This window comes from Cohnella thailandensis (assembly GCF_014212135.1).
GTDB lineage: Bacteria > Bacillota > Bacilli > Paenibacillales > Paenibacillaceae > Cohnella > Cohnella thailandensis.
On the sequence record NZ_JACJVQ010000021.1, the window covers coordinates 1 to 24,144 of the forward strand.

The 24,144-nt window shown below is 59.2% G+C and carries 17 protein-coding genes; 3 read left to right on the forward strand and 14 right to left on the reverse strand.

The genetic code is table 11. The features are described from left to right. Nucleotides 1-92: 92 nt before the first annotated feature. The 3 genes from H7B67_RS24180 to xylA all read right to left on the reverse strand — a co-directional run bounded on the left by H7B67_RS24180 (nucleotide 93) and on the right by xylA (nucleotide 3,608). Nucleotides 93-491: a hypothetical protein gene (locus H7B67_RS24180; RefSeq protein ID WP_185122454.1), complete on the reverse strand. Its 399-nt coding sequence runs from the start codon at nucleotides 489-491 to the stop codon at nucleotides 93-95. 206 nt (nucleotides 492-697) lie between these two features. Continuing rightward, nucleotides 698-2,194: a xylulokinase gene (gene xylB, locus H7B67_RS24185; RefSeq protein WP_185122455.1), complete on the reverse strand. Its 1,497-nt coding sequence runs from the start codon at nucleotides 2,192-2,194 to the stop codon at nucleotides 698-700. 94 nt (nucleotides 2,195-2,288) lie between these two features. Continuing rightward, entirely contained in the window at nucleotides 2,289-3,608 is a 1,320-nt protein-coding gene (xylA, locus tag H7B67_RS24190) for a xylose isomerase (protein ID WP_185122456.1), read from the reverse strand. Between the two features lie 257 nt (nucleotides 3,609-3,865). Here xylA and H7B67_RS24195 point away from each other — a divergent pair, with 257 nt between their 5' ends. From H7B67_RS24195 to H7B67_RS24205, 3 genes are all read left to right on the forward strand, one after another. After that, on the forward strand, nucleotides 3,866-5,032 hold the full coding sequence (locus H7B67_RS24195) for an ROK family transcriptional regulator (protein WP_185122457.1): 1,167 nt from the start codon (nucleotides 3,866-3,868) through the stop codon (nucleotides 5,030-5,032). A gap of 167 nt (nucleotides 5,033-5,199) precedes the next feature. Further along, nucleotides 5,200-5,943, forward strand: a complete 744-nt coding sequence (locus tag H7B67_RS24200; protein WP_185122458.1) for a glycosyltransferase family 2 protein — start codon at nucleotides 5,200-5,202, stop codon at nucleotides 5,941-5,943. Next, the gene (locus H7B67_RS24205) at nucleotides 5,940-6,674 is read left to right on the forward strand and encodes a glycosyltransferase (RefSeq protein ID WP_245364050.1); all 735 of its coding nucleotides are present in this window, start codon (nucleotides 5,940-5,942) and stop codon (nucleotides 6,672-6,674) included. The genes H7B67_RS24200 and H7B67_RS24205 overlap by 4 nt, the downstream gene beginning before the upstream one ends. On the opposite strand, the gene H7B67_RS24210 is transcribed toward H7B67_RS24205, so the two are convergent. The 11 genes from H7B67_RS24210 to H7B67_RS24260 form a co-directional block, all read right to left on the reverse strand. Further along, nucleotides 6,671-7,513, reverse strand: coding sequence for an NAD-dependent epimerase/dehydratase family protein (locus H7B67_RS24210; RefSeq protein ID WP_185122459.1), 843 nt, complete (start codon nucleotides 7,511-7,513; stop codon nucleotides 6,671-6,673). The two genes, H7B67_RS24205 and H7B67_RS24210, sit on opposite strands and share 4 nt — an antisense overlap. Before the next feature lie 27 nt (nucleotides 7,514-7,540). Beyond that, nucleotides 7,541-8,764, reverse strand: a complete 1,224-nt coding sequence (locus H7B67_RS24215) for an enolase C-terminal domain-like protein (protein ID WP_185122460.1) — start codon at nucleotides 8,762-8,764, stop codon at nucleotides 7,541-7,543. A gap of 196 nt (nucleotides 8,765-8,960) precedes the next feature. Continuing rightward, the gene (locus H7B67_RS24220) at nucleotides 8,961-13,835 is read right to left on the reverse strand and encodes a glycosyl hydrolase family 28-related protein (protein ID WP_185122461.1); all 4,875 of its coding nucleotides are present in this window, start codon (nucleotides 13,833-13,835) and stop codon (nucleotides 8,961-8,963) included. Between the two features lie 140 nt (nucleotides 13,836-13,975). Continuing rightward, nucleotides 13,976-15,553 carry an extracellular solute-binding protein gene (locus H7B67_RS24225; RefSeq protein ID WP_185122462.1) on the reverse strand — a complete coding sequence of 526 codons (1,578 nt, stop codon included), beginning with the start codon at nucleotides 15,551-15,553 and terminating at the stop codon, nucleotides 13,976-13,978. 55 nt (nucleotides 15,554-15,608) lie between these two features. Continuing rightward, complete coding sequence (locus H7B67_RS24230; RefSeq protein WP_185122463.1) at nucleotides 15,609-16,496, reverse strand: carbohydrate ABC transporter permease; 888 nt, start codon at nucleotides 16,494-16,496, stop codon at nucleotides 15,609-15,611. A gap of 34 nt (nucleotides 16,497-16,530) precedes the next feature. Beyond that, nucleotides 16,531-17,457 (reverse strand): ABC transporter permease, encoded by a 927-nt coding sequence (locus H7B67_RS24235; protein ID WP_185122464.1) that lies wholly within the window; start codon nucleotides 17,455-17,457, stop codon nucleotides 16,531-16,533. A gap of 195 nt (nucleotides 17,458-17,652) precedes the next feature. Continuing rightward, the gene (locus tag H7B67_RS24240) at nucleotides 17,653-19,452 is read right to left on the reverse strand and encodes a cache domain-containing sensor histidine kinase (protein WP_185122465.1); all 1,800 of its coding nucleotides are present in this window, start codon (nucleotides 19,450-19,452) and stop codon (nucleotides 17,653-17,655) included. Further along, entirely contained in the window at nucleotides 19,445-21,079 is a 1,635-nt protein-coding gene (locus tag H7B67_RS24245; RefSeq protein WP_185122466.1) for a response regulator, read from the reverse strand. The genes H7B67_RS24240 and H7B67_RS24245 overlap by 8 nt, the downstream gene beginning before the upstream one ends. Before the next feature lie 252 nt (nucleotides 21,080-21,331). Next, nucleotides 21,332-21,958: an FMN-dependent NADH-azoreductase gene (locus H7B67_RS24250; protein ID WP_185122467.1), complete on the reverse strand. Its 627-nt coding sequence runs from the start codon at nucleotides 21,956-21,958 to the stop codon at nucleotides 21,332-21,334. Between the two features lie 247 nt (nucleotides 21,959-22,205). Further along, a complete protein-coding gene (locus H7B67_RS24255; RefSeq protein ID WP_185122468.1) occupies nucleotides 22,206-22,691 on the reverse strand; it encodes an RrF2 family transcriptional regulator in 486 nt (161 codons plus the stop codon). Nucleotides 22,692-22,859: 168 nt separating this feature from the next. Then, on the reverse strand, nucleotides 22,860-24,071 hold the full coding sequence (locus H7B67_RS24260; protein WP_185122641.1) for an MFS transporter: 1,212 nt from the start codon (nucleotides 24,069-24,071) through the stop codon (nucleotides 22,860-22,862). Nucleotides 24,072-24,144 lie beyond the last annotated feature (73 nt).

Consider the following 24,144-nt stretch of genomic DNA (forward strand, 5'->3'; position numbering starts at 1 on the left):
CTGGGGGTTTTCTTATACAAAAAAGACATCGCCCGGCTGTCGGCCGTCGATGTCTACCGTTTTTCTTCCGTATGGAGCGAGTTCCGGTAAGGCTATCTCGCTTCGAAGGTGTCGTACGCGCCCGGATCGGGATCGAGCTCCCTCACTTCGGCTTGCTCGCGATCCCAAGCGGTCAGCTCTCCTTGTCCGTTCTCCTCAATCGACACCCAGTCCTCGTTGACGAGGTGAGCGGGGATCGGGATGCTGTCCAGTCCGTATTCGACGCAAGCCATCGACTCGACCTCGGAGTTCCCATCCTCCGACTCGACGAGCTCGCCTCCGTGGCTCTGAACGATCTCCAACGCGGAGGTGAGGTCCTCGCGAATGACGTGGATGTGAAGCCTGCCCCCTTCATGGAGCTGAGGGTCGTAGCCCAGCTCGGCAAGCGTGTCGTACGCGACTCTGGCCGCCTGCTCCTGAGGGAATTGAAACAGAATGGACGTATGGTTCATGGGTTTCTCTCCCGTCGCAGCATTTTCCCCTATCGTTCCCCTTGCGCCCGGCACCCTATACGCTCCTTCCGAATACGCCATCCCCTAGGAATGACAAAGAAAGAGCCCCTCCGGTTACCGGCCGGAAATACGGGGCTCTTCCTGCAAGGGAGGCAACCTGGTCATCTTATATGACAAGTTACCTCCTTTTATTCTATAGGATAAAGTTAGTTTCGGAAAGCGGACAACGCTTCGTTCAATTCCTTCGTCTTGCCGTATACCTGCTGGTAAATCCGGAACAGCTTCGCGTATTCCGCTGCGTTCTCCGGAATAGGCCGGTAGGTCTTCGCACGCTTCACGAAGACGTCCGCGCAAGCGTCGAGCGAAGGGAACCATCCGCAGCCGGCGGCCGCGAGCATGGCGGCTCCGAGACCGGGTCCTTGCTCGTTCTCGAGAGCGACGACCTCCGCTTGGAAGATGTCCGCCTGCATCTGCAGCCAGACCGGATTCTTCGCTCCTCCGCCGATCGAGACGATCGTATCGACCGTCTTGCCCGCTTCGCGGAACATGTCGACCGATTCGTTGAGCGAGAAGGTGATGCCTTCCATTACCGCGCGGGTGAAATGCGCTCTCGTATGAGCCCCGTCCATGCCGATGAAGCTGCCGCGAATGACCGCATCCGGGTGAGGGGTTCTCTCCCCGACGATGTACGGGGTGAACAGCAAGCCGTTCGAGCCCGGCTTGATCTCGTCGATGCCCGCCGTGAGAGCTTCGAACGACTCGCCCTTCGCGAACGTGCCGCGGAACCAGCTGAGGCTGTAGCCCGCCGCCAGCGTGACGCCCATGGCGTAGAACGAGTTTGCCTTGCCGTGGTTGAAGAAGTGAACCTTGCCCTTGTAGTCGGCCGAAGCATCCGGCTCGTAAGTGAGCACGACTCCGGAGGTGCCGATGCTGCACAGCGTCAGGCCCGGCTTCAGGATGCCGGAGCCGATCGCGCCGCAAGCGTTGTCCGCGCCGCCGGCGAACACCTTCGTGGAGGCGGTCAAGCCTACAGCGCTCGCGACTTCAGGCAGAAGCGTGCCGGTCTGGGCGCTCGCTTCGACAAGCGGAGGGCAGAATTCCGGCGCGAGCTCGAACGCGGACAGAACGTCTTGGCTCCAGCTCTTGCCGGCGACGTCGAGCATCAGCGTTCCCGCGGCGTCGGACAGGTCCATATGGATCGCTCCGTCCAGGCGATACCGGACGTAATCCTTCGGCAGCACGAAGCGGCTTGCCTTCGCGAACGCCTCCGGCTCGTGCTCCCGCACCCATAGAATCTTCGGGAGGGTGAACCCTTCCAGCGCCGGATTGCGGGTAACGGAGAGAAGCTTCTCTCCGAGCGTGCGCTCGATCCGGCGGCATTGTTCCGTCGTGCGCGTGTCGTTCCACAGAATCGCGCGGCGCACCGGCTTGCCCGCCGGGTCCAGCAGCACGAGCCCGTGCATCTGGCCGGAGAAGCTTAAGCCTTCGATGTCTTCGGCGGAGACGCCGGACTTCGCGACGAGCTCTTTAAGCGCCTCTAGCGTTCCGGCGACCCAATCCTCCGGGTCCTGCTCGCTCCAGCCCGAGCGTTCATGGTACAGCGGGTACTCCTTCGTCGCTTCGGCGGTTACCTCGCCCGCTTGGGAGACAAGCAGCGTCTTCACGGCGCTAGTCCCCAGATCGACCCCGATTACGTATTTCATTTGGCTGCGCTCCTCCTCGCGAAAGCCGCCCCTCGGATATTCCGGGGGGCGGTTCTTCTCGTTTGATCGTTCCGGCTAAAAATCTTGCTTAGGCTTATACGCTGAAGATAACTTCGTTCAGCGTCGCGCGGATTTGCTCCAGGCGGCCGGATTGGTTCTTGATCGGCTGTTGCTGCGACAGGACGTATTGCTCAAGCGACTTGAGGCTTGCCTTGCCGGCAACGATCTCGGCGCCGATGCCTTCGCGGTAGCTGCTGTAGCGATCGTCGATGATGCCGTCCAGAACGCGCTCTTCGATCAGCTTAGCCGCGGCCTTCAAGCCGTGAGCGTACGCGTCGATACCCGCGATGTGGGCGTAGAACAGATCCGCGTCCTCGAAGGAAGTCCGGCGAACCTTCGCGTCGAAGTTGACGCCGCCCTTGCCGAGGCCGCCTTCGTTCTTGAGGATTTCGTACATCGCCAGCGTCGTGCTGTACAGGTCGAACGGGAACTCGTCGGTATCCCAGCCGAGCAGGTAGTCGCCTTGGTTGGCGTCGATGGAGCCCAAAGCGTTGTTCAGACGGGCTACGCGGAGCTCATGCTCGAACGTGTGTCCGGCCAGCGTCGCGTGGTTCGCTTCGATGTTCAGCTTGAAGTAGTCCTTCAAGCCGTACTTCTGCAGGAATTGAAGAGCCGTTGCCGAGTCGAAATCGTATTGGTGCTTCGTCGGCTCCTTCGGCTTAGGCTCGATCAGGAATTGGGCGCCGAAGCCGATTTCCTTCGCATAGTCGACTGCCATGTGAAGCATGCGAGCCAGGTTGTCGAGCTCAAGGCCCATGTCCGTGTTGAGCAGGGATTCGTAACCTTCGCGGCCGCCCCAGAACACGTAGTTCTCGGCTCCGAGCTCCTTGCCGACTTCCAGCATCTTCTTAATGGTCGCGGCCGAGTAAGCGAACACTTCGGCGTTGTTGGAAGTGCTGGCGCCGTGAACGTAGCGAGGATTCGTGAACAGGTTCGCCGTGTTCCAGAGCAGCTTCTTGCCGGTCGATTGCTGGAATTCCTTCAGCTTGGCGACGATGACGTCGATGTTTTTGTTCGTCTCGGCGAGCGTCGCGCCTTCCGGAGCGATGTCCGCGTCATGGAACGCGTAGAACGGAACGCCCAGCTTCACGAGAAGCTCGAAGTTCGCTTCTACGCGAGCCTTCGACTTGTCGAGCGGAGACAGGGAATCCCAGCTGCGCACGGCGGTGCCGGCGCCGAACGGGTCGGTGCCGTTCGCGTTGAATGTATGCCAGTAAGCTACGGCGAGGCGCAGATGCTCTTCCATCGTCTTGCCGAGGACAACCTCTTGCGGGTTGTAGTGCTTGTAAGCGAACGGGTTCTTGGAGCCGCGGCCTTCATACTTGATTTCAGGGACATTCGGGAAAAAGCTCATGGATAGATGGCCTCCTAAATGAATGTAGAATAGTGGACTTGCAATTGTAAGCGCGTGCACGCGTCAGCGGAACATGCTTCTTATCGTTCCACCCGAGTGCCGCATGCCATGCATTAAGCATATCATCCGCAAGTTAGTTTGTCTATTGAATAAACAAAGTTGACCACTTTTTTTATTGTGTTATGATGAGGAGAAGATTCTTGCCAGAGCAGCGAATTCATTCCGCATGCCTGCATGCACAAGGAGCCGTACCGGATATGACCAAGACAACGACGGGAGATCAGGCGCTGATCAAACGTATCAACACCGCCATCGTGCTGGAGGCCATTCTGCGCGAAGAGCCTCTATCCAGAGCCAAGATCTCCGAGGTAACCGGTCTGAACAAGGCGACGGTCTCCTCGCTGGTGCAGGATTTGATCGATAATCAGCTGGTGAGGGAGATCGGCACCGGCGTCTCCAGCGGAGGGCGCAAGCCCGTGATGCTGGAATTCATCTCGACGGCGGGGTATTCGGTAGGCATCGACCTCGGGGTCAACTACTTGCGCGGAGTGCTGACCGATCTGCGGGGAGCCGTCGTGGCCGAGCGGAGGGAGCCGCTCTCCGCCAGCGATCCGGACGATGTGTTCAACGTGCTTCGTCCTTTCATCCGAAGCCTTATCTCCGAAGCGCCGGACAGTCCCTTCGGCGTCGTCGGCATCGGCGTCGGGGTTCCCGGTCTCGTCGATTCCTCCGGCTCGGTGCTCTACGCCCCGAACATGAACTGGCGGGAGGTTCCGCTGAAGGACGCGTTGAGCCGGACGTTCGGCATTCCGGTGCTCATCGATAACGAAGCGAACGTCGGCGCGCTCGGGGAGAGAACCTTCGGAAGCGGCCGCGGCGTCTCCAACATGGTGTACGTGAGCGTGGGCATCGGCATCGGCACCGGCCTCATCCTGCAGCGCACGTTATACAAAGGCTCCTCCGGCTTCTCGGGAGAGCTCGGCCATCTGTCCGTCGAAGCGCACGGCAAGCCGTGCCGCTGCGGCAACCGGGGCTGCTGGGAGCTGTACGCTTCCGAGCAGGCGCTTCTGGAGCAAGCGCGCGAGCTCGGCTTCCCCGGAGACCTGGACGAGCTTCTCGCCGCGGCCGAAGCCGGGGACGAGAAGGTTCGCATGCTGCTCGCCGGCATCGGGGAGTATTTGGGCGTCGGCATCGCCAATATCGTCAACATCTTCAATCCGGACGCCGTGATCATCGGCAACCGGATGAGCCGCGCCCAGCCGTGGATCGAAGATGCCGTCGGGAAGACGCTCGAGGAACGGGCGCTGAACTTCCATCTCCGCGGCGTTCAGCTTCTCTTCGCCGAGCTCGGAGGACGCTCCGCCGTCATGGGCGCCGCCGAGCTGTCCATCGCCGCGTTCTTCGATCGGCTGAAGGCGAGTTGATGGTCCGGCAGCTCGCCCAATAGACCAACGATAAAGGCCGTCACCCCTAGCCCAATTGGCAAGGGGGACGGCCTTTTTCCTATCTGGTTCGTTGCCGTGCCACCTGTCCAACTCGGGAATATAGTAAATGGATATTCTAAGCTGCCTGATTGGAAAGGGTGGGGGATATGGGAGCCGCGCGAAGCTCCGACTACGGCCAACCAGGCGTTTCCGTTATCGCCTGCACGAATCGCTTCGATTACTTAAACAATTTGTTCCGCAATTACCTCCGCCAGAGCCATACGAAGAAAGAACTCATCATTATCGTCAACAACGACCGAATTCCCCTCTCGCCTTACCTGCGCGCCGCCCGCCTTCTCCGCAACGTTCGCATTTACCGTTATCCCGAACGCCTCTCGCTCGGGGCCTGTTTAAACCGGGCCGTCCGCAAGGCGAGGTTCGGCCTTGTCGCCAAATTCGACGACGACGATTATTACGGGGCCTACTACTTGGCGGACAGCATAGATACCCTGGCGAGGACAGGCGCGGACGTGGTGGGCAAGAAGTCGCATTATATGTATTTGAAAGGCTCCAAGTCGCTCCTTCTTCGATTCTCCGGAGCGGAGAATCGGCCCGTTGCCCGCTTGCCCGGCGCCACCCTCGTTTTTCGCAGGCAAGTCTTCGATAAAGTCCGGTTCCCCGACCGCAGCGTCGGGGAAGACGATCTCTTCTGCTTAAGCTGCAGGAAGATGGGGTTCAAAGTCTATTCGGGAAACAAATTCAACTTCGTCGCCATCCGGAGGAAAAATTCCGCCGATCATACGTGGGTCATCAGCGACAAAGAGCTTCTGGATCACCACAAACTCGTCCATAACGTGCATAATTACAAGAAATACGTTCATCGCAAGCCGGGAGCGGGGATCCGGCCTTGATAAACCGCTCGCACTTGATGAACCGCTCGCAGGAGAATGCCGTGTCCGTCATCGTTTGCACCAAACGCGCGGAATGCATCGGCAACCTTTTTGCAAACTACTTCAGACAGAAATACCGGCACAAAGAGCTTATCGTCATCTTGAACCATGACGGCTTGAATCCTGCCGAATACACGCGGTTCGCTGCGGGGAGCGCCGACGTCCGAATCCATAGCAGGCCGGAGCGGCAAACTCTGGGAATCTGCCTGAACGACGGCGTGCGGCTTGCCCGCCATCCCTATATCGCCAAGTTCGACGACGACGACTATTACGCTCCCGATTATTTGACGGAGAGCATGCGGGATCTGCTGCGGACCGGCGCCGACATCGTCGGTAAAAGGGCCCATTTCATGCAGCTGGCGAACCGGAATTCCCTTTTGTTCCGATACCATGCGCAAGCCAATAAATACGTGACACTCGTGCAAGGAGCGACGCTCCTCGTGCGGAGTCGCGTATTCCGCACGGTCGCCTTCCCCGACCGCAATCGCGGGGAGTGCGTGAAGTTCTGCTCCGATTGCCTCTCTCGCGGCTACCGGATATACGCAGGAAGCCCGTATCAATTCCTGGCCGTCCGCAACCGCAATTCCAAGGACCATACCTGGATCGTCGCCGACCGCAAGCTTCTCTCGAGAAACGTAAAGCTGCTTAAGGTGCGGGATGTCCGGAGATTTATAAGCCGCAACCGAGGCTAACGCTGCGTTCGCCACGAATGCTTCGGCTTCCACCCCAACACTTCTTTAGCCTTGGCGTTGCTGAACAAGGGATCGCTTCCCCGCAAACCCGCCAGATCGGGGACCTCCGGATAAAACTCGCGAAGAAGCTCCTCGGTGCTCCGGTCGCTGAGCGTGTCGTCTCCCGTGATGTTGAGCGCGAACGCCCGCCCCTTCGCATCCGTCTCCAATGCGGCGATACAAGCTTCGACCGCGTCTCGAATGTCGATATAGCTCCATAGGATTTTTTGCAAGCGTTCCGGCTTCCGGATACTCTCGCCCGCTCCCTCGTAGCTGTCCGGCGTCATGATCATGGAGAAGCGCAGGCTGATCGTCTGAATTCCGTCCCGCCTTGCGAACATCTCCGCCGTCTTCTCGTTGATCGTCTTCGACAGGCCGTACACTTCTTCCGCGAGATGGGGATGCGACTCATCGATAGGGAGGTAACGGGGCGAGAGCGGCCCGGGAGCCCAGGCGATGCCGTAGCAGGACGTGCTGGAGCCGAGCACCATCTTGCGGATGCCAAGCAGCGAAGCCGCCTGAAGCACATGATACCCGCCAAGGACATTGTTGGCGAAAATATAGGATTGAGGATAACCCAGCGGCGCCGGAATCGCGGCCAGGTGGAGGATGGCGTCCGCTCCCTCCAGCGCGCTTGTCACCTGCCCCAGGTCGTTCATGTCGACGAGAATCTGCGTGCAAGGCAAGGTCGGAGAATGTCGATTGTCTAGCGAGAGAACGCGGTACTTCTTGTCGATGAGTCCTTGGATGACCGCGCTCCCCAGCTTGCCGCTGCCGCCCGTTACCACGATGGTTTTCATGAGGATTCTCTCCCTTCCGTTATCCGATTAAGGGCGAACGAGCGTCCCGTCGGCTTTGCGATCGAGAGCATAAGGCTGATGGTAAGCCGTTCTCGACCACCCGTCGCCGAGCAGCCTTTCCGCCTTGGCTTCGTCGATGTCCAGACCCAGTCCGGGCTTGTCGTTCACGTACAGGTAACCTCCGGACCGTTCGATCAACCCGGGGAAGGCCTCCCGCTCCTCCGGCCGGAAATGGTTCACTTCCTGAATGCCGAAATTCCAGATCGCCATGTCCAGATGCACCGCCGCCGCTTGGTTGACCGGGTCGTTCTCGCCGCCCTCCTGCCAAGCGGTTCGGACCCCGAACGCTTCGGCCAACGTTGCGATTTTCCGGCAGGAACTGATTCCTCCCCCCTTCGAGACGCGTACCCGGATGAAGTCGATCAACCTCTCCGAGATCAGCGTCGTCCACTCCTGCGGATTGACGAATAGCTCGCCGACCGCCTGCGGCGTCGAGCACCGTTGTCGCAACTGGCGATACCAGCCAAGCTGCTCCGGCGGAAGCGCGTCTTCCAGGAAGAAGAGGCCGTAAGGCTCCAGCCGCTTCGCCAGCTCGATCGCGTGAATCGGCGACAAGTGCTCATGAACGTCATGGGTAAAAGGAAGCTGCGGCCCGAACTCTACCCGGAGCTGCTCGAACATCTCGGGGATGGCTTGCAGGTAGGCTCGCTCGTCGAACACTTTGTGCGGGGACCACGGATTCTTGGGCAGGTTCGCCGCTTCGTTGGGCAGAAATCCGCCTCCTCCGTAGCCTCCGAGCTGCGCGCGGATCACCGTATATCCCTCGTCTCGCAGCCGGCGGACGTCCTCCTTCAGCTCCGCGATGTCCGCTCCTCCGGCATGTCCGTAGCAGGGAACCGCCGACCGAACCGCTCCTCCGAGCAATTGATAGACCGGCAGGCCGGCCTCCTTGCCTTTGATATCCCACAGAGCCATGTCGATGCCGCCGATGGCCGTCTGAAGAACCGCTCCATTGCGCCAATAACCGCTTAGGTTCAGCGATTGCCAGATGTCCTCGATGCGGGCCGGATCCCGGCCGATGAGCTGCGGGGCGAGCAGCTGCTCGATCACCTGCACGACCGCCTCCGCGTTGTACATGTCGCTGGCCGATCCGATGCCGTGAAGCCCATCCTGATCCGTCAGCACCTTCACGATCGTCCAGACTCCGTTCCTCCTTGTCCGAATGCACTTGATTCCGGTAATTCTCGCCATGCGGTTCTCCCTCCCTTCGGTATGCCTTCATTCTAAGCCAGCTCTCCCCCCGGCCAAATGGGACGATCCGAAACTTTCCCAGGCATTCGAAGCGTGTTGTTAGCAGGCCGGGATGAGCGGTACGAACGTCATGCAGAGGAAAAATCGAGCAAGCGCGCGACTTCCCCGCTTGCTCGATTTAATGGAGTCTCGCTAGTTATCGTTTGTAGTGGCCGTTACCGTGGCCGTTGCCATGGCCATTCCCGTTCCCGTTTCCATGACCGTTGCCATTGCCGTTACCGTTACCATGACCGTTGCCGTTACCATGACCGTTGCCGTTACCATGACCGTTGCCGTTACCATGACCGTTGCCGTTACCGTTACCCGTCGAACCCAAAGCATCCAAACGGGCGGTCAGAGCGGTTTTCTTGGCGCCGTCCTTAAGCACGCTGACGAAGTTGCGAGCCGCGTCGATGTCCAGCTCGGCGCGCGAATCCTTCGCCTTATCGACGGCCGCTTCCGCCGCCGCGACCGCCCAATCCTCGTAGGAGTCCTCGAGCAGAATCAAATCCCCGAACAGGGTGAAGTCTTTGCTGGAGCCGATGCCCTGGTTGTATTCCATGTAGCCTTCCCGTCCGCTGCCGTCGTTCTCGTTCATGAGAAGCGTCAAGCCTAGCGTCTCGGACGGATCGAATTCGTAGCCCGCCCCGTGCAAGCTGGCGAACGGAATCGCGATCTCGTACCGGGTCGCCTTGTCGTCTTCGTCGCGGGTAATGACCGCTTGCGCCGCGTCGCCAAGGTCGCCGGTCGCCAGGCCCTCCGGAGCCTTCCAGCGCCACTTCGAGATCGTCCCGTCGTCGTTGAGCGCGAAGCCGAGCTCGCTGACGTTCTTGCTGGCCGCGCCGTCCTTGCGCGACAGGTCGAGGCCGATCTGGATGCTGTCGCCTTGCCAGATATCGACGCCGCGGAACGTTTGGGAGTGCGTATCGTCGCGCACGTCCACGTTCACGTATATGTTCTCGTCATCCCAGCTGAGGTCGGCCGACGCGCTCAGGTCATCCGCGCCTCCCCACGTCCCGCCGCTGTACTCGTCGAGCGAAGAGATGTCGATGGCGGGAGCGTCTCCTGCCGAACGGCCCGCGAAGGATTGGGCCAGCTTCACGGAGGAGAGGTAGCTCCGCCCGTCGTCGAGCGTGATCCTGTACTTCAGCGAGTCGCTAGACAGATAAGGCAGATCGATCTCCTCGCTCTCGCCGAACGCCAGCTTCGAGAAGCGAATCGGCGTCAGCTTCGCCGCATAGGCCGACGGCTGGACAAGCTCGAGCTTGCCGCCGATCTCTCCCGGCACCGTCGCGTTCGTCACCGTCAACCGAGCGTTCGGGATTTCGGGATGCTCGCGATCCGGAGCCGTCTTCTCCAGAGCTAGAGATACCGGTACGAGATTCGTGCCGAATACCTTCGTTCCCGCTTCGTTCGCGAGCTGGAGTCCGCCCTTGAACAGGTTGTTCGCGACGACGAGCCGCTCGATATCCGGAGAGGCATAAACATGCGTGGTCCGAGGCTGCTGGAAGTAAGAGTCGTAGAGCTCGATGTCGCCCCCGAGCGCGTTGATCCCCGTTTGCCCGACCGTCGTGAAGTTCGCTTGCTGAAGCCTCAGCTTGCCTCCGTAGATGTCGACCGATCTCGTCGTGTCTCCCCACATGGAGGTGTTGAAGAAGGTCGCCTTCGAGTCGAAGCTCTCTCCCAAAGTGATATAAACCTTATCCGTCGTGCTGAGCGAGACCAGCTCGGCGTTCAGGAAGACCAGTCCGGCTTCGCCCGCTCCCTCGAGATAAGCGCCTTTCTTGCTGCCGTCGGTTCCGTGGCCGATGACGACCGCTTCCGGTCCTTCGCCTCCCGCCGATTCAAAGTGGATTCCGTACTGGGAGCCGTAGACGAACGTGTTGAAAATAACTTCGTCCTTCACGTCCCCGATCCGGAACGCGTCCAGATGCTCCTTCTGATAGTTCCACACCTGATTGAAGTCGGCGTCGGTCGAAGGGTGATTAACGTAATTGTTGCGGCCGTAGTAGTGCGGGTTGAACTGTACGTTCCGCAGGAATCCGCCCTCCGAGCCGCCTCCGAGGTAGATGCCTTCCTTCAGAGGAGAGCCTGCCACGTAATCGATGTAATGGCCGCTCGTGTCGTAAGTGCCGAAGTCGAGCCCCTGATACGAGTTGATAAGCGTCGTGTCGATCGCGTAGACGTTATGCCCCTTGCCTTGGATCGTCCAGGCGTACGGCTTCACGTTGTACCAGTCCTGCTCGTCATAGTAGACGGAGAGACCGCGAACTCCCGCCGATGCTTCAAGCGTTATAAGAGCCGGCGTATTCGCGTCCGGGTTCTCCCCATACGTCGTAAATAGAACCGTACCGCCGCCGATCGTATGGTGCGGAACGTCCCAAGAGCCTCTCAGCTCCGCGCCGCTCGGCACCGTAATCGGAGAATCGACGCGGTAGATGCCTGCCGGCAGGTACACCGTTCCGCCTCCCGCCGCCGCTGCGTCGTTTAGCGCCTGCTGAATGGCAGCCGACGCGTCGGCATTCCCGTTTCGATCCGCCTCGTACGGCGCTGCCGCCGCATTGAACAAGCCATTGCTCGCCGGCTTCGGCTGAACGGCGATGTCGGTCGCCACGCCCGTCGGGATCGTCTCCATCTCGTAACGGGCATCGTTAGTAACCGATACTTCCGCTCCTTCGCTCTCGTCCGCCAACTGAAGCGCGCCGCCGTCGAATCCGGAATTGATCGCGTTCACCGTCTGGACCGGACCGTCCAGCTTCACCTGGCGTTCTCCGCTGGAGAACGTCGACTGTCCGAGCAGCAGGGAGCCGCCGTGCAGCTCAATCCCGTACGAGCCGTCTCCCCAGCTCTCGAACCGGCTGTTCTCGAAGGAGAGAACCCCATTGCCTTCGCTGTAGACGCCGGCGCCGTTCACGCCTCCGTCTACTGTCACCGCGTTGAACTGAGCGATGGAGTGGAAGCCTTCCGTCGCGTAGATCGCCCTCGGGTTCGCCCCTTGGTCGGCCTGGAAGCGGCTGTCCGTCACGAGCAGGCCGAAGTCGTTGACTCCCTCGATCTTAAGCGCCACCTGGCACTTCTCGATATCGATGCGATAAAGCTGCGCGTTCGCCGTCTCCAGAGATCCGGTTCTCGTCGTTACTCTCATTCCGTTCTTGAAGCCCGAGATCTTGATATCGGACATGTATTCCCAGTCGGAGCGTCCCATCACGACGCCTTCCGCGTTCGCGGTCGCGTAGGCGAACAGCTCTTCCTCTCCCGGCGCGCCTGTCAGGCCGGAGCCCGACCAGTACTCGGGAGAAAGGCTCAGCCCTTCGATCCGCCCGATGTCGGTCGTATAGTCAAGGAATACTCCCGTCTTAAGCGCGGTTCCGTACACGTTCCTCACGTAATGGAGCTCGTTCCATGCCGGCCCGATCTTGATGCCGTTGTACGAGTTGACGAGCGTCAGGTTCTCCATCGTCGCGCTGTCCCCGGACAGCTGCTCGATCGTCCAAGGGTAAGCGGCCGGCTCCGCGAGCGACTGCTCCGGATACCAGACGGACAGGTTCGTCACGCCGCTGACCGGCTGCAGCTGAAGGAAGCTGTCGCCGTCTTCCGAGCCTCTTCCCCCATAGGAGGCGAGAATCGTTCCGAGCACCTGGCCGTTCGCCTCGTCCGGGCTCTTCCAGTCCCCGCGCAAGGTGACGCCGGTCGGAATCGTCAGATGGCCGTTTATCCGGTACTGCCCCGCGGGCGCGAAAACAACGCCTCCGCCATTAGAGCCTGCCGCGTCCAGCGCCTCCTGGAAGGCGGCCGTATCGTCATGAACGCCATCTCCCGCCGCGCCGAAGTCGGTCACGGCGAAGTCCGCGATGACGACGTCATCCGTCGGGAGCGTCGTCTGGTATACCTTCGTCTCCGAGCTCGCGACGATGCGAGGCGCTTTCTTGACGGTAACCGAAGCGACCGTCAAATCCGGGTTATTCGGGGAATTGCCGCCCCCGTCGATGCCGATCCGGAAGTCGGAGCCGTTCGTGCGGTTCGCGAACCTCGCGTCGCTCAGCTTGAAGGTCTTGCTCTTCCACTGGCCGCTGTTCTGATAAGTAAAGAGAGGACTGTCCTTGAAGGCGGCGGACAACGCGTCGTACTGCAGCACGAAGCTGCCGCTGCCCGCATCCAGATACTCGACCGTCACGTAGACGTCGTTGTTCCCGTTGTCGAACAAGTAGCCGTCGTCCACGTTCATGTACAAGTACAACGTCCGGTCTCCGGAAGCGGCCCGGTTCGTTTTCCAATACCCTTTGCCCTCCCGGGTTCCCGTCACCAAGCCGTCCGGGTTATCGCCGGCCCGTGCCGTGATTCCTTGCTCCAGAGCCGTCGGCCCAAGAACGATGCCGACTTGATCGACCGGACCCGCCTTCGGCGTCTTCGTGACGGTGACGGAGGCCAGCTTCAGCTCCGCGTTCGTCTGCCAGCTGGCCCCGCCCCCTTCGATGCCGATTCGGAAGTCCGAGCCTCCCGTCCGGTTCGCGAAGTTCGCGTCGCTCAGCTCGAACGCATGCGTCTTCCAGGCGCCCGAATCCCCGTACTGGAACAGAGGCGCGTCCTTGAAGGAGTTGTTCTCTCCTTGGGCGTCGTATTGAAGGACGGCTTTGCCGTTGCCAGCGTCGTAGTAGACGAAGCTGACCTCGACGTCGTACCCCGCGATATCCGCGGTGAATTCATCGTCCAGATTCATATAGAAGTAAATGATTCTCGAACTCTCGTCGTCAGGAGAGCGGTTCGTCTGCCAGTAGCCGCGGCCGTCCAGCTCCGAGACGATCAATCCGGTGCCGGCGTCTCCCGCCCGGGCCGCAATGCCGTTCTCGACCGGAGTCTCGCCCAGCTCGATGCTCACGCTGCTCGCCGGATCCTCGGCGGAAGCGATGCCCTGCCCCCAGCCCTCCCCCCAACTTTGTCCCCCAAGACCGCCCATGCCGCCAAAAGCCAATAGCAAAGCCAGCATACCCGATAGAAGCGTACGATAAGTTCGACGTATGCGATTGTAGCCCACGATCGTTCCCCCTTCGAGATTGGAAGTAGATTCGTTATTGGTGTAGATCCGTGATTGGATAGAAAAGGAGCCCTTCGAGCTGCCACGCTGACTAAGCCATAATGCGGGCTAAAGGACTCCTCCCCAAAGAGATATTCTTCTTACTTCTGGCTGGCCAGGTACTCGTCGATCTGCCTTTGCGTCTCGGCGATGATCTTATCCAGGCCGTTCTTCTTCTGCCTCTCGATATAATCGGCGACCGACTTCTCGACGTCCTTGACGGTGCCGAATTCGATCGGCTTGCTGATCTCTTCCATCGCTTGATCGCGCTTGGCGAGCTCGTTCTTCATCGCGTCTTCGGCGATGAACAAGCCGTCGAGCGGGGAATTCACGTTGATCGGCTCGTTCGCGAATTCCGCTTCCTTGAGCCAGAAGTCCTTCGGGTAAGTCGACGTCGGGCGCATGTATTGCGGCTTCCAGAACGCCCATTGGCCGCCCCATTCCATGTAGTTCGAAGTGGTCGTGTTCATGCCGTCCGGATAGACGGCCGTCTCGCCGTCCAGCTTATACGTCTTGCCTTCGATGCCGTACTGCACGAGATCGTACAGCGTCTGATCCGTCTCGAGCATGTCGAGGAAGCGCAGCACGCGGTCCGGATGCTTGGAGTTGCGGTTGATCGCCACGACGTTCGCGAGAGGTGTCCGGTTCACTTGTTTCTTGTCCGGATACAGCAGTGAAGCCTGCTGCTTAAAGGACGGATCGGAGAAGCCCGGGTCGGCGTTCACCCATTCGTGGGAGGTGAAGGTGACGACCGTGCGGCCGTTGCGCCATTCGGCGGCGCCGTCGAGCTTGTCGATCATCGCGTCGCGGTTGATCAGCTTCTCGTCGTACCATTCCTTCGCCTTCAGCGCCGCTTCCTTATAGAACGGCTGCTGCTCGACCGGCTGGATCGTCATCTTCGGATCGCTCAGGTAGAAGCCGAGATGGTGGAAGTTCAGGTCGACCCACTCGTCGCGGATCATGTAGATGGCGAGCGGAGTCGTGCGGTTCAGCTTCTCGTTCGGGTACGCCTTCTTGAACTCGCGCAGCAGGTTGTCGACGTCCTCGATCGTCTTGACCGAGTCCGGGGCGATCGTCAGGCCCGCCTTGTCGGCCAGGTCGGAACGCCAGGTGACGAATTGGCGCTGGTTCATCTTCATCGTCCACGGAAGGCCGACGATCTGCCCGCTAACCGTGGCGGCGGACAAAGTGCCTTGCTCCTGGTACTTCTTGTAGAGATTCGGAGCGTACTCCGGCAGCAGATCGTTCAGCGCCATGTAGGAGCCCTTCGCGGCCATCTGCTTATAGGAGAGCCAATCTCCGTCGAAGTTCATGTCCCAGTTGTCGCCCGAGGCGGCCATGACGAGCATCTTGTCCTTGAAGTCGTTGAACGGGATGAAGTTGATGTCGAATTTGACGTTGAGGCCCTTCTGTTTCACGTAGTCGCTGACCGCGGACCATACTTCGTCCGTCGCGGCCTTCTTGTCTCCGCCGAAGTAGAACTTCAGCGTCACTTCCTCTTCCTCCTTGGCCGGTTCGGATGCGGATGCTCCGCCGCCGGAAGGCGATGCGCCCGAGTCGGAAGGACTCGCGCCGTTCGCGCCTTTATTGCCATCGTTGTTGCTGCATGCCGCCAGAATCGCGCTTATGAGCATGACCATGGCGAGCAGGAGCGCCATTTTGGAACCTTTTTTCGGCATCTGTCAACCTCTCCCCTTCATTCGATTGTATACTATCCAGCCTAGGCTGATATAGTTATCCTTTGACCGCCCCGACCATGAGGCCCTTGACGAAGTAGCGCTGCACGAACGGATACAGGAACACGATAGGCCCGATCGTGATGACGGTCAGCGCCATCTTGATCGATTCCGACGGAATGGCCGGCGCGATTCGCTGCATCGCCGCCGCGTTGCTGGAGCTCTTGAGGAATTCGACGTTCGAGATGAGCGCCCTGAGCAGCAGTTGAAGCGGTTGAAGCTCTTGCTTATCGATGAACATGAGCCCGAGGAACCAATCGTTCCAGTAGCCCAAGGCAACGAACAATCCGACGGTGGCGAGGACGGGAACGGAGAGCGGGGCGATCAGGCGGAAAAAGATGCGGTATTCGCTGGCTCCGTCGATTTTGGCCGATTCGTACAAATCCTCCGGGATGCTCTGCATGAAGTTGCGGATGAGGAACATGTTGAAGGCGTTGGCGAGCGGAGGAAGAATCATCGCCCAGATCGAGTCCTTCAGATCGAGATAGCGAACGCAGATGATATACCAAGGAACGAGTCCCCCGCTGAACAGCATCGTGATGATGACGTAGACGGAGAGAACGTTCCGGTAGCGGAACGACCGGCGGGCCATAACGTAACCTCCCATGCCGTTCACGACGATCGACAGCGCCGTGCCGACGGTCGTGACGATAATGCTGATGACGTAAGCATCGACGATCCGGTTGGAGCCGAGCAGGAGAATGCGATACGAATCGAAGGTGACGTTCCTCGGAAGGAGGGAGTAGCCGTAATTGACAATGTCCTTCTCGGTGCTGAGCGACCCGGAGATGACCATCAGGAACGGGAACAGGCAGGCGAGGCTGAACAGTCCGACGATGATCATCAGCGCGGTTTGGCTCCACGAAAACTTCTTGGCTAGCGGCATAAGCGCGGCCTCCTCTCTCGTAAGCGGTACGACTTTAGAAAATGGCGGAATCCCGGTCGATCTTGCGGGCGGCATGGTTGCTAGCCAGCACGAGAACGAAGGCGATGACCGATTGCAGGAAGCCGGCCGCGGAGGCCATGCCGATGTCGCCCGACTTGCGAAGGCTGCGATAGACCAGCGTGTCGATAACGTCCGTCGTCGGGAACAGGGGCGAAGCGTCTCCGACCATGGCGTAGAACATGCCGAAGTCCGCGTTCATGATACGCCCGATCGCGAGCAGCGTCAGAATGATGATCGTCGGCCGCAGCATCGGAAGGCTGATGTAGCGAATCTGCTGCCACCTTGATGCCCCGTCGATGGATGCCGCCTCGTAGTAGGAGTGATCGATCGAGGTCAGCGCGGCCAGGTAGATGATCGTTCCGTAGCCCGTCATTTTCCAACGCAACGCGATGACCAGAATGGCGGGCCACAGGCCGGCGTTGCTGTAGAAGTCGACCGCCTCGAAGCCCAGCCACTCCAGAAACCGGTTGATCGCCCCATTGTCGTAGTTCAACAGGTTGTAGGTGAACACGCCGACGACGATCCAGGAGATGAAGAACGGCAGGAACGTCAGCGATTGGGTGATTCGCTTGAAGTACTTGTTGCGCAGCTCGTTGAGGACGAGGGCGAAGCCCACCTCGAAGAGAAGGCCGACCGCGATGAACAGGGCATTGAGCAGCACCGTGTTGCGGATCGCCCGGTAGGCGACGTCCGAGGACAGCAGGTAATCGAAGTTGTTGAAGAGCGGGTCCATCCAATCGCTGCCGAAGATCCCCTTGCTGAAGTCGAAGTCCTTGAACGGGATGATTAGTCCGGACAGCGGGAGATAGCAGAAGAGAAAGAGAAGCGTCGCAACGGGAAGGAACATAACGAGCAGCTGTCGATTCTGGATCAGTTCGCGGAGGACGCCGTGTCGTTTCATAGGCATTTTCCCTTTCTGTCGTTCGTGATGCTTTAATGATAAGGGGAGCGTGTAAGCGATACCATGAGCGGATCTTATCCTTTGCCGTTGCATCTTGGCCTGTTGTCCATAAGGCGATCGGCGCGGGGAAAACGAAAAAGAGGCCGCCTGCCAAGCTCGCGCTTGGGGCAGCCTCCTCCCGAAAAAAGTAGGCGGTTAAGGCTTGATTTCGGTCTCGGACGGCAGAATCGGATGGCGCAGCGTGATCTTCGTCCCTCGGCCCGGACTCGTCTCGACGCTCAGCTTGTAAGGCTCGCCGAAGTACAGCTTCAGCCTCTCGTTCACGTTCCGGAGGCCGACTCCCTTCGGGCCTTCCCCTCCCGGCGCAAGCTGCGTCTGCCCCTCGAGGTCGAGCTTCTCCAGCACCTCTTGCGGGATGCCGTTGCCGTTGTCGAGCAGGTCGATGACGATGTCCGATTCGTCGCGGTAGGCGGTGATCAGGATTTTCCCGTTCTCGAAGTTGTCCCGGATGCTGTGCTGAATGGCGTTCTCGACGAGCGGCTGCAGCAGGAGACGCAGGAAAGGCGTGTCCTTCAGCTCGCCGTCCACGGAATACAGAATGCGGATCGGCTGTCCCATGCGGGCTTGCTCTATCTGCACGTAGGCTTTCACCTGCTCGATCTCGCGGCCGAGCGTCGTGATCTCCTTGCCCTGGTTCAGGCTAAGCCGGAGCAAATTCCCGAGCGCCGACACCATCTCGCCGATGTCGCTTCTCCCGTGGTTCTCCGCTTTCCAGCGGATCGACTCCAGCGTGTTGTACAGGAAGTGCGGGTTGATCTGGTGGCTGAGCACCTGGAACTCCAGCTCCTTCTTCTGCCGCTCCGCCTTCGACGCTTGGTCGATCAGCCCTTCGATCTTATGCACCAGGCTGCCGAAGCCGCGGTAGAGCCAGCCGACCTCGTCCTTGCGGGACGAGCCCCGGAGCTTGAATTGAAAGTCTCCCGATTCCATCCGTCTCATGTACCGGACAAGCTTGGCGATGGGCTGGGTGAAGTACATCGTAATATACAGCACGACGCCGATGCAGCAGAGCAGATAGACGATCAGGAAAAGAACGAGGACGCGATTGATCTCGTCGATCGTCCCCGTCAGATCCTTCAGCGGCGTAACGCTCACGATCGCCCAAGGCTGGCTGTCCATCCGGACGTAGCTCGCCAGGTACTTGCCTCCTTCCAGCGAGATCGTTCGCGAGCCCTGCCGCTCCTGCCCGATGTCCTTTACCAGGCGCGAGGAAGGAAAGCCTCCGCCCGTCCATTCGTTCTCGGAGGAATCGAACAGTACCTTGCCGGTATTCTCGAGAAGCAGGATTCTCTGCTCGATCAGCTGTCCCGTAGGCGACAAATATCGTTTCAGTTGATCCTCCGTCAAGTCGGTCGCGATGAGTCCTCTCAGCTTCTGGTCGTACAAGCCCGAGAACCGCTTGATGTAGGTAAGCACCGGCCGGTCCTGCTTGCCCTTCTCCGGCATGAACAGCTGCCAGGTCGGACTGACCGTGGCGACGGAATGAAGGAACCATTCTTCCCGGGCAACGGCTGCCGGTTCTCCGATCGTGCTCATGTAGTCCGGATATTTCGAAGGATCGATCGGATAGACCCGGACCCGGAAGGCGTCGATCTGGGCCGACTTCTGGTAGATGACGGTAAGCAGGTTCACCGTCGCGATGTCCGCCTCCGAGGAATTGGCCGGCGGAGTCTCGAGCAGGTCCTGAAGCGTCTTGTTGCCGATCAGCTCGTTCACCTGGTCGTTCAGCGCGTTCAAGTAGATCTCGAAGTTCTTCCGCGCTTGGAGCAAGTAATTGTTCGTCATCGACAGGTTCGCGTTCGAGATCCCCTCGATGGACTTGATGTGCGCATAGTACGCGAACAATAAAAAAGGGACGATAATGATCATGAAAAAGATCAGTATCATCCGATTGCGGAACGACGACGCCAGCCGAAGCGAGACCCGCTTATTCATCGGAGATCCCCTGCAGCTTCCGGTATTCCTTCGGAGTGAGGCCGAGCTGCTTCTTGAACAGCTTCGTGAAGTGAACCGGATCCTTGTAGCCGACGCCGGACGACACCTCGTAGATCTTGTATCGGACGTCCGCCAGCATCTTCTTCGCGTGCTCCATCCGAATATCGGTCAGATGCTCGAGGAACGTCTTGCGCATTTCTTTCTTGAACAGCTTGCTCAGCCATACCGGGGTCACATGGACCTCGGCGGCGACGCTCGGCAGCGTAAGGCACTCCGCGTAATGCTTGCGGATATAGCGGTCGGCTTCTTGCGTGATTTGGCTCGGGGACGCGGCATGCTTGCGGAAATCGCCCGCCATGTCCAGCAAATACTTCTCGCTCCGATCGCGCAGCGACTCCATCGTGTCGAACTGTTCGAGGCTCTCCCAGACGAGCATCGGATTGCGCTCCCAGCCGCGTTCCGTCCAGCCGATCGCCGCGGCCTTCTTGAACAAGTCCAGCAGCCATTCGAAGATCCCCTGCTGAATGTCGCGGATATGCGCCATTCCCCACGACTGGACCATCTCCACGAAACGATCCATCGCGGCCCGGATGTCCTCGTCGGTCCCGTAGCGGATAAGGTCGAGTACTTCTTCCGGCTGCCGGATCGAAGGATTCTGCTTCTCCGTCGCGCTCTCCCAGCCAAGGCTTGTCAGCAGCCGATTGCCGCCGTACACCGCCTTCTGCTCCAGGATGTCCTCCGTCTCCGAATACATCGCGTGAAGCCCGCTCGCGTAATCGGGAGCCGAGCAGACGGCGGCGCTCACGTTCACCTTCACGAATTGATTGATTCGGCGGATGCAGAGCGCTCCGAGCTCCCGGTGTTCCTCCAGCTGTCCGGAATCCCGGCATTCCGCGACGACGATCCAGCGATTCTTGGAATCCGGATACAGCGCGGACCGAAGGGAGCAGTCCTCCTCCAGCGTCTGCTTCACGACATTGCCGATGCCGTACAGAATCAGCTCCTTCTCCCGCCTGGAGCCTTCCCGGTTCTCGATGGCCTTCATATCGTCGACCTCGATGGCCAGCACGGCCAGCTTCTTCTTCAGCACCCAATCCAGCTGAAGCGTGGTCAACCGATGCCTGATCCTCGTCTCGCGATACGGATTGTACGGAATCTCGAGAAGCTCCCGCAACAGCTCGTCGCGCATCTTGGGCAGGGCGCTCTCCACCTGTCTGCTTAAGAGCTGCCGATGCTCCCGGTCCATTCGTTCCTTCTCCAACTGATCGACCATTCGTCTAACGATCTCGCCGAGCTCGGCCGTGTTGATCGGCTTCAGGATATAGTCCATCGCGCCGAGCCTCATCGCTTGGCGAACGATCTCGTAATCGTCGTACCCGCTGACGACGATCGACTTCCAATCCTCCGGCCTCTCGGCCGACAGCTTCTCGATGAGCTCCAGGCCGGACATGCGCTTCATGCGGATATCCGTCACGATAAGGTCGGGACGGCGCTTGAGCGCGGCGGCCAGACCCGTGTCTCCGTCGTCGGCGGTTATCGCCTCTTCGATTCCGTAATCCTCCCAGGGAAAATTCGCGCGAAGCCCTTCCCGAATCTCGAGCTCGTCGTCCACGATCAGTACAAGCATCGCCGTTCCTCCCCCTCTATTCCGTAACCGTTTACATATTAGGCGTTTTCCATCAGCTTAACCGGCGACCGCTCTCGGCGCAATGAGCGTATCCAAGCTTTTTATGAGACAAATCAATCTTACCCGCGGCATGCGTAACCCGCAATAAGCCAAGATTCCCCTGTATCCAGGGCTGCTATTTCCATTACTATGACAAAAACCCGACGCCGGCCAGCCGCCGACGTCGGGTTCTTGCATCTATATGATTCGAGATCAGAAGCCGCCCGCGACCTTAGCCGCTTGAGCGACGCCTTCCTCGATGATTTGTTGAGCGCGGTCTTGGAACTGGTTATGGCCTTCGACGATAACCGTCTCGACGTCCGTGATGCCCCAGAAGCCGAGCGTGTTCTTCACGTAGTTGACCGACATCTCGAGCTGAGCCATCGGGCCATCGGAGTATACGCCGCCGCGAGCGTTCAGGATCACGACCTTCTTGCCGCCGGCCAAGCCGACCGGACCTTCCGCCGTGTACTTGAACGTCTTGCCCGCTTGGTTCAGGTAGAACAGGTAAGTCAGAAGCTGAGCCGGGATCGTGAAGTTCCACAGCGGGAACGCGAAGACGACTTTGTCCGCCGCCAGGAATTGCTCCAGGTAGCCGTTGGCAAGGTCGGCCAGCTTCTTCTCTTCGGCAGTCGCCTCGATTCCGTTCGCCTGCTTGTACAGGCCGGTCATCATGTCGTTGTCGTAGTAGGGGAGATTCGCCGCGAACAGATCCAGTTCCGTGATCGTGTCGTTCGGGTTGTTGGCCTTATAAGCGTTAACGAACGCGTCGTACAGCTTTACGCTGACGGCTTGCTCGGAAGGACGGTTATTCGCTTTGACGAACAGTACGTTTGCCATGTTGTAAATTCCTCCTATGAATTCCATGTAAAATTGTGTTAATCAATAACACAGTTAAATCGATATTTGTATACCTCGCGATTGGCTTCCTCTCTCATCAACTGTGTTACAACTGTTCACAGTATAAAACGGCACTAGTTCCTTTGTCAATGACAGTTACTTACTTTTCACCGTCTAAACACTTTTTAAGCGCTACCAAAGAAAAATGCACCATTTCGACCGTGTTATCGCAATAAAAAAGAGTCCCTTAGGACTCGATGACAACCTGCTCGCGTTCCTTGCACTCGGCATACACCTTATGCACGAGATCGGCGATCGTCTTCTTCTCCAGGAACTCCATCATCATCTGTTCGGTTTCTCTCATGATCGTGCCGAACGCGTCTTTAATATCCGTGCCGATAACCCCGTTCGCCGTATCCATCATCCCCGTGCAGAGCGGCTCCGACATCTCCAGGGCCCTGTACACCTCGGCCAGCGTGATCGACTCCGGGGACTTGCGCAGGTAGTAGCCGCCGTCGCGGCCTTCCCGCGCTTCCACGATATTCGCTTTGGCGAGTCTCGCCAGAATTCTCCGCATCAGAGTGGCTTCCGTGCTTACTTTATTGGCGATCTCTCCGCTTGGACAACGGACGTCGTTCTCGACGTGATGAGCCAGATAGACAAGCGACTGCAAAGCATAGCCGAACCACCTGGGTGTCGCGATCGACGCCGTCGCGCATTTATCGTTCCTCATCGAACCGTCCTCCATTCCCGAATGCCTGCAAGCGCAGCGCAACGTATTGATTTAATTATAGCTCATTCCGACAGATTATCCTATTCCAAAATCTATTGAAAAAACGCCCCGAATCCGCCTAAACAGGCAAACTCGAGGCGCTTCGGCGATACGGCGTCTTTATCGTCCCTATGCCTGCTTCTTCCTGTCGGACGGAAGCAGCAGCGCAAGCAGCCCGATGAACGGGAGAAAAGCGATGCTCCTCATCACGTCCGTCATGCCGACGATGTCCGCGGCTTTGCCCAGCACGACGGCCCCGATCGCTCCCATGCCGAAGGCCAGCCCCGTCGTCAAGCCGGAAGCGAGCCCGACCTTGGAAGGCATCAGGTGTTGAGCGTAGACGACGGCTACCGAGAAGCCCGACAGCAGGATGAAGCCGAGAACCGCGATATCCAGATAAGCCCATGCCAGCGGCAGATAGGGGAGGGACAGCGCGAACGGAATCGCCCCCGCGATGGAGAGCACGATCATTTTCTTAAGGCCGATCCGATCCGCGAAGACTCCTCCGAAGTAAGTACCCAGCACGCCGGTGATCAGGAAGATAAAGACCGGAATTTGCGCCTCGCTGGGCGACGCCCCGTAGTGATCGATCATGAAGAACTGGTAGTAATTGCCGATGCCCGTGTGGTACCAAGAACGGCCGAAGACGATAAAGACCAGCAGTCCCATCGCCCAAGCGACTTGTTTGTTGCTAAGGGTTAACGACGAGGATACCGTTTTCTTCGCCGACTTCTTCTGCCCTTGCTCCGACAGCTGCCGTTTGTACCACGGCATAATATAGTAGAGCATAGCCGCGATCGCCGCCGCCGCGAACAAGCAGCCCCACAGAGCGCCCAGCTGGCCGAGCGGAACGAAGATCGCAAGCGCCATCAGCGGAGCGAGCGAGCTGCCCGTGTTGCCTCCGACCTGATAGACCGACTGCGCGAAGCCGCGCCGGTTGCCGGCCGCCAGATAAACCACCCGGGACCCTTCCGGGTGGAAAATCGCCGAACCGAAGCCGATGAACATCGCGGAGAGAAGCACGAACCAGAACGAGGGGGCGAGCGCGATTCCGATCATGCCGAGAAGGCTCAACGTCATGCCGACCGTCATGAGATAGGGCTTCGAGCTGCGATCCGTGAACGAGCCGACGACAGGCTGCAGCACCGACGAGGTCATGTTGAGCACGAAGGTGATCCATCCGACTTGCACGTAGCTGAGGTGAAGGGATTGCTCCAGCACGGTGTACAGGGCGGGCACGACCGCCTGCATGGAGTCGTTCATCATGTGCGAGAAGCTGATGGCGAGAAGGACGGGCATTACCGTCAGGGTGGCGGCCGTCGCCGAACGGCTAGCCTGCATGGTTGACATCGATGTCCAGCCTCCGATTGCTTTGGCGCGCTTGGCGCCTTTCCGAGATTACGTGACATCGCTA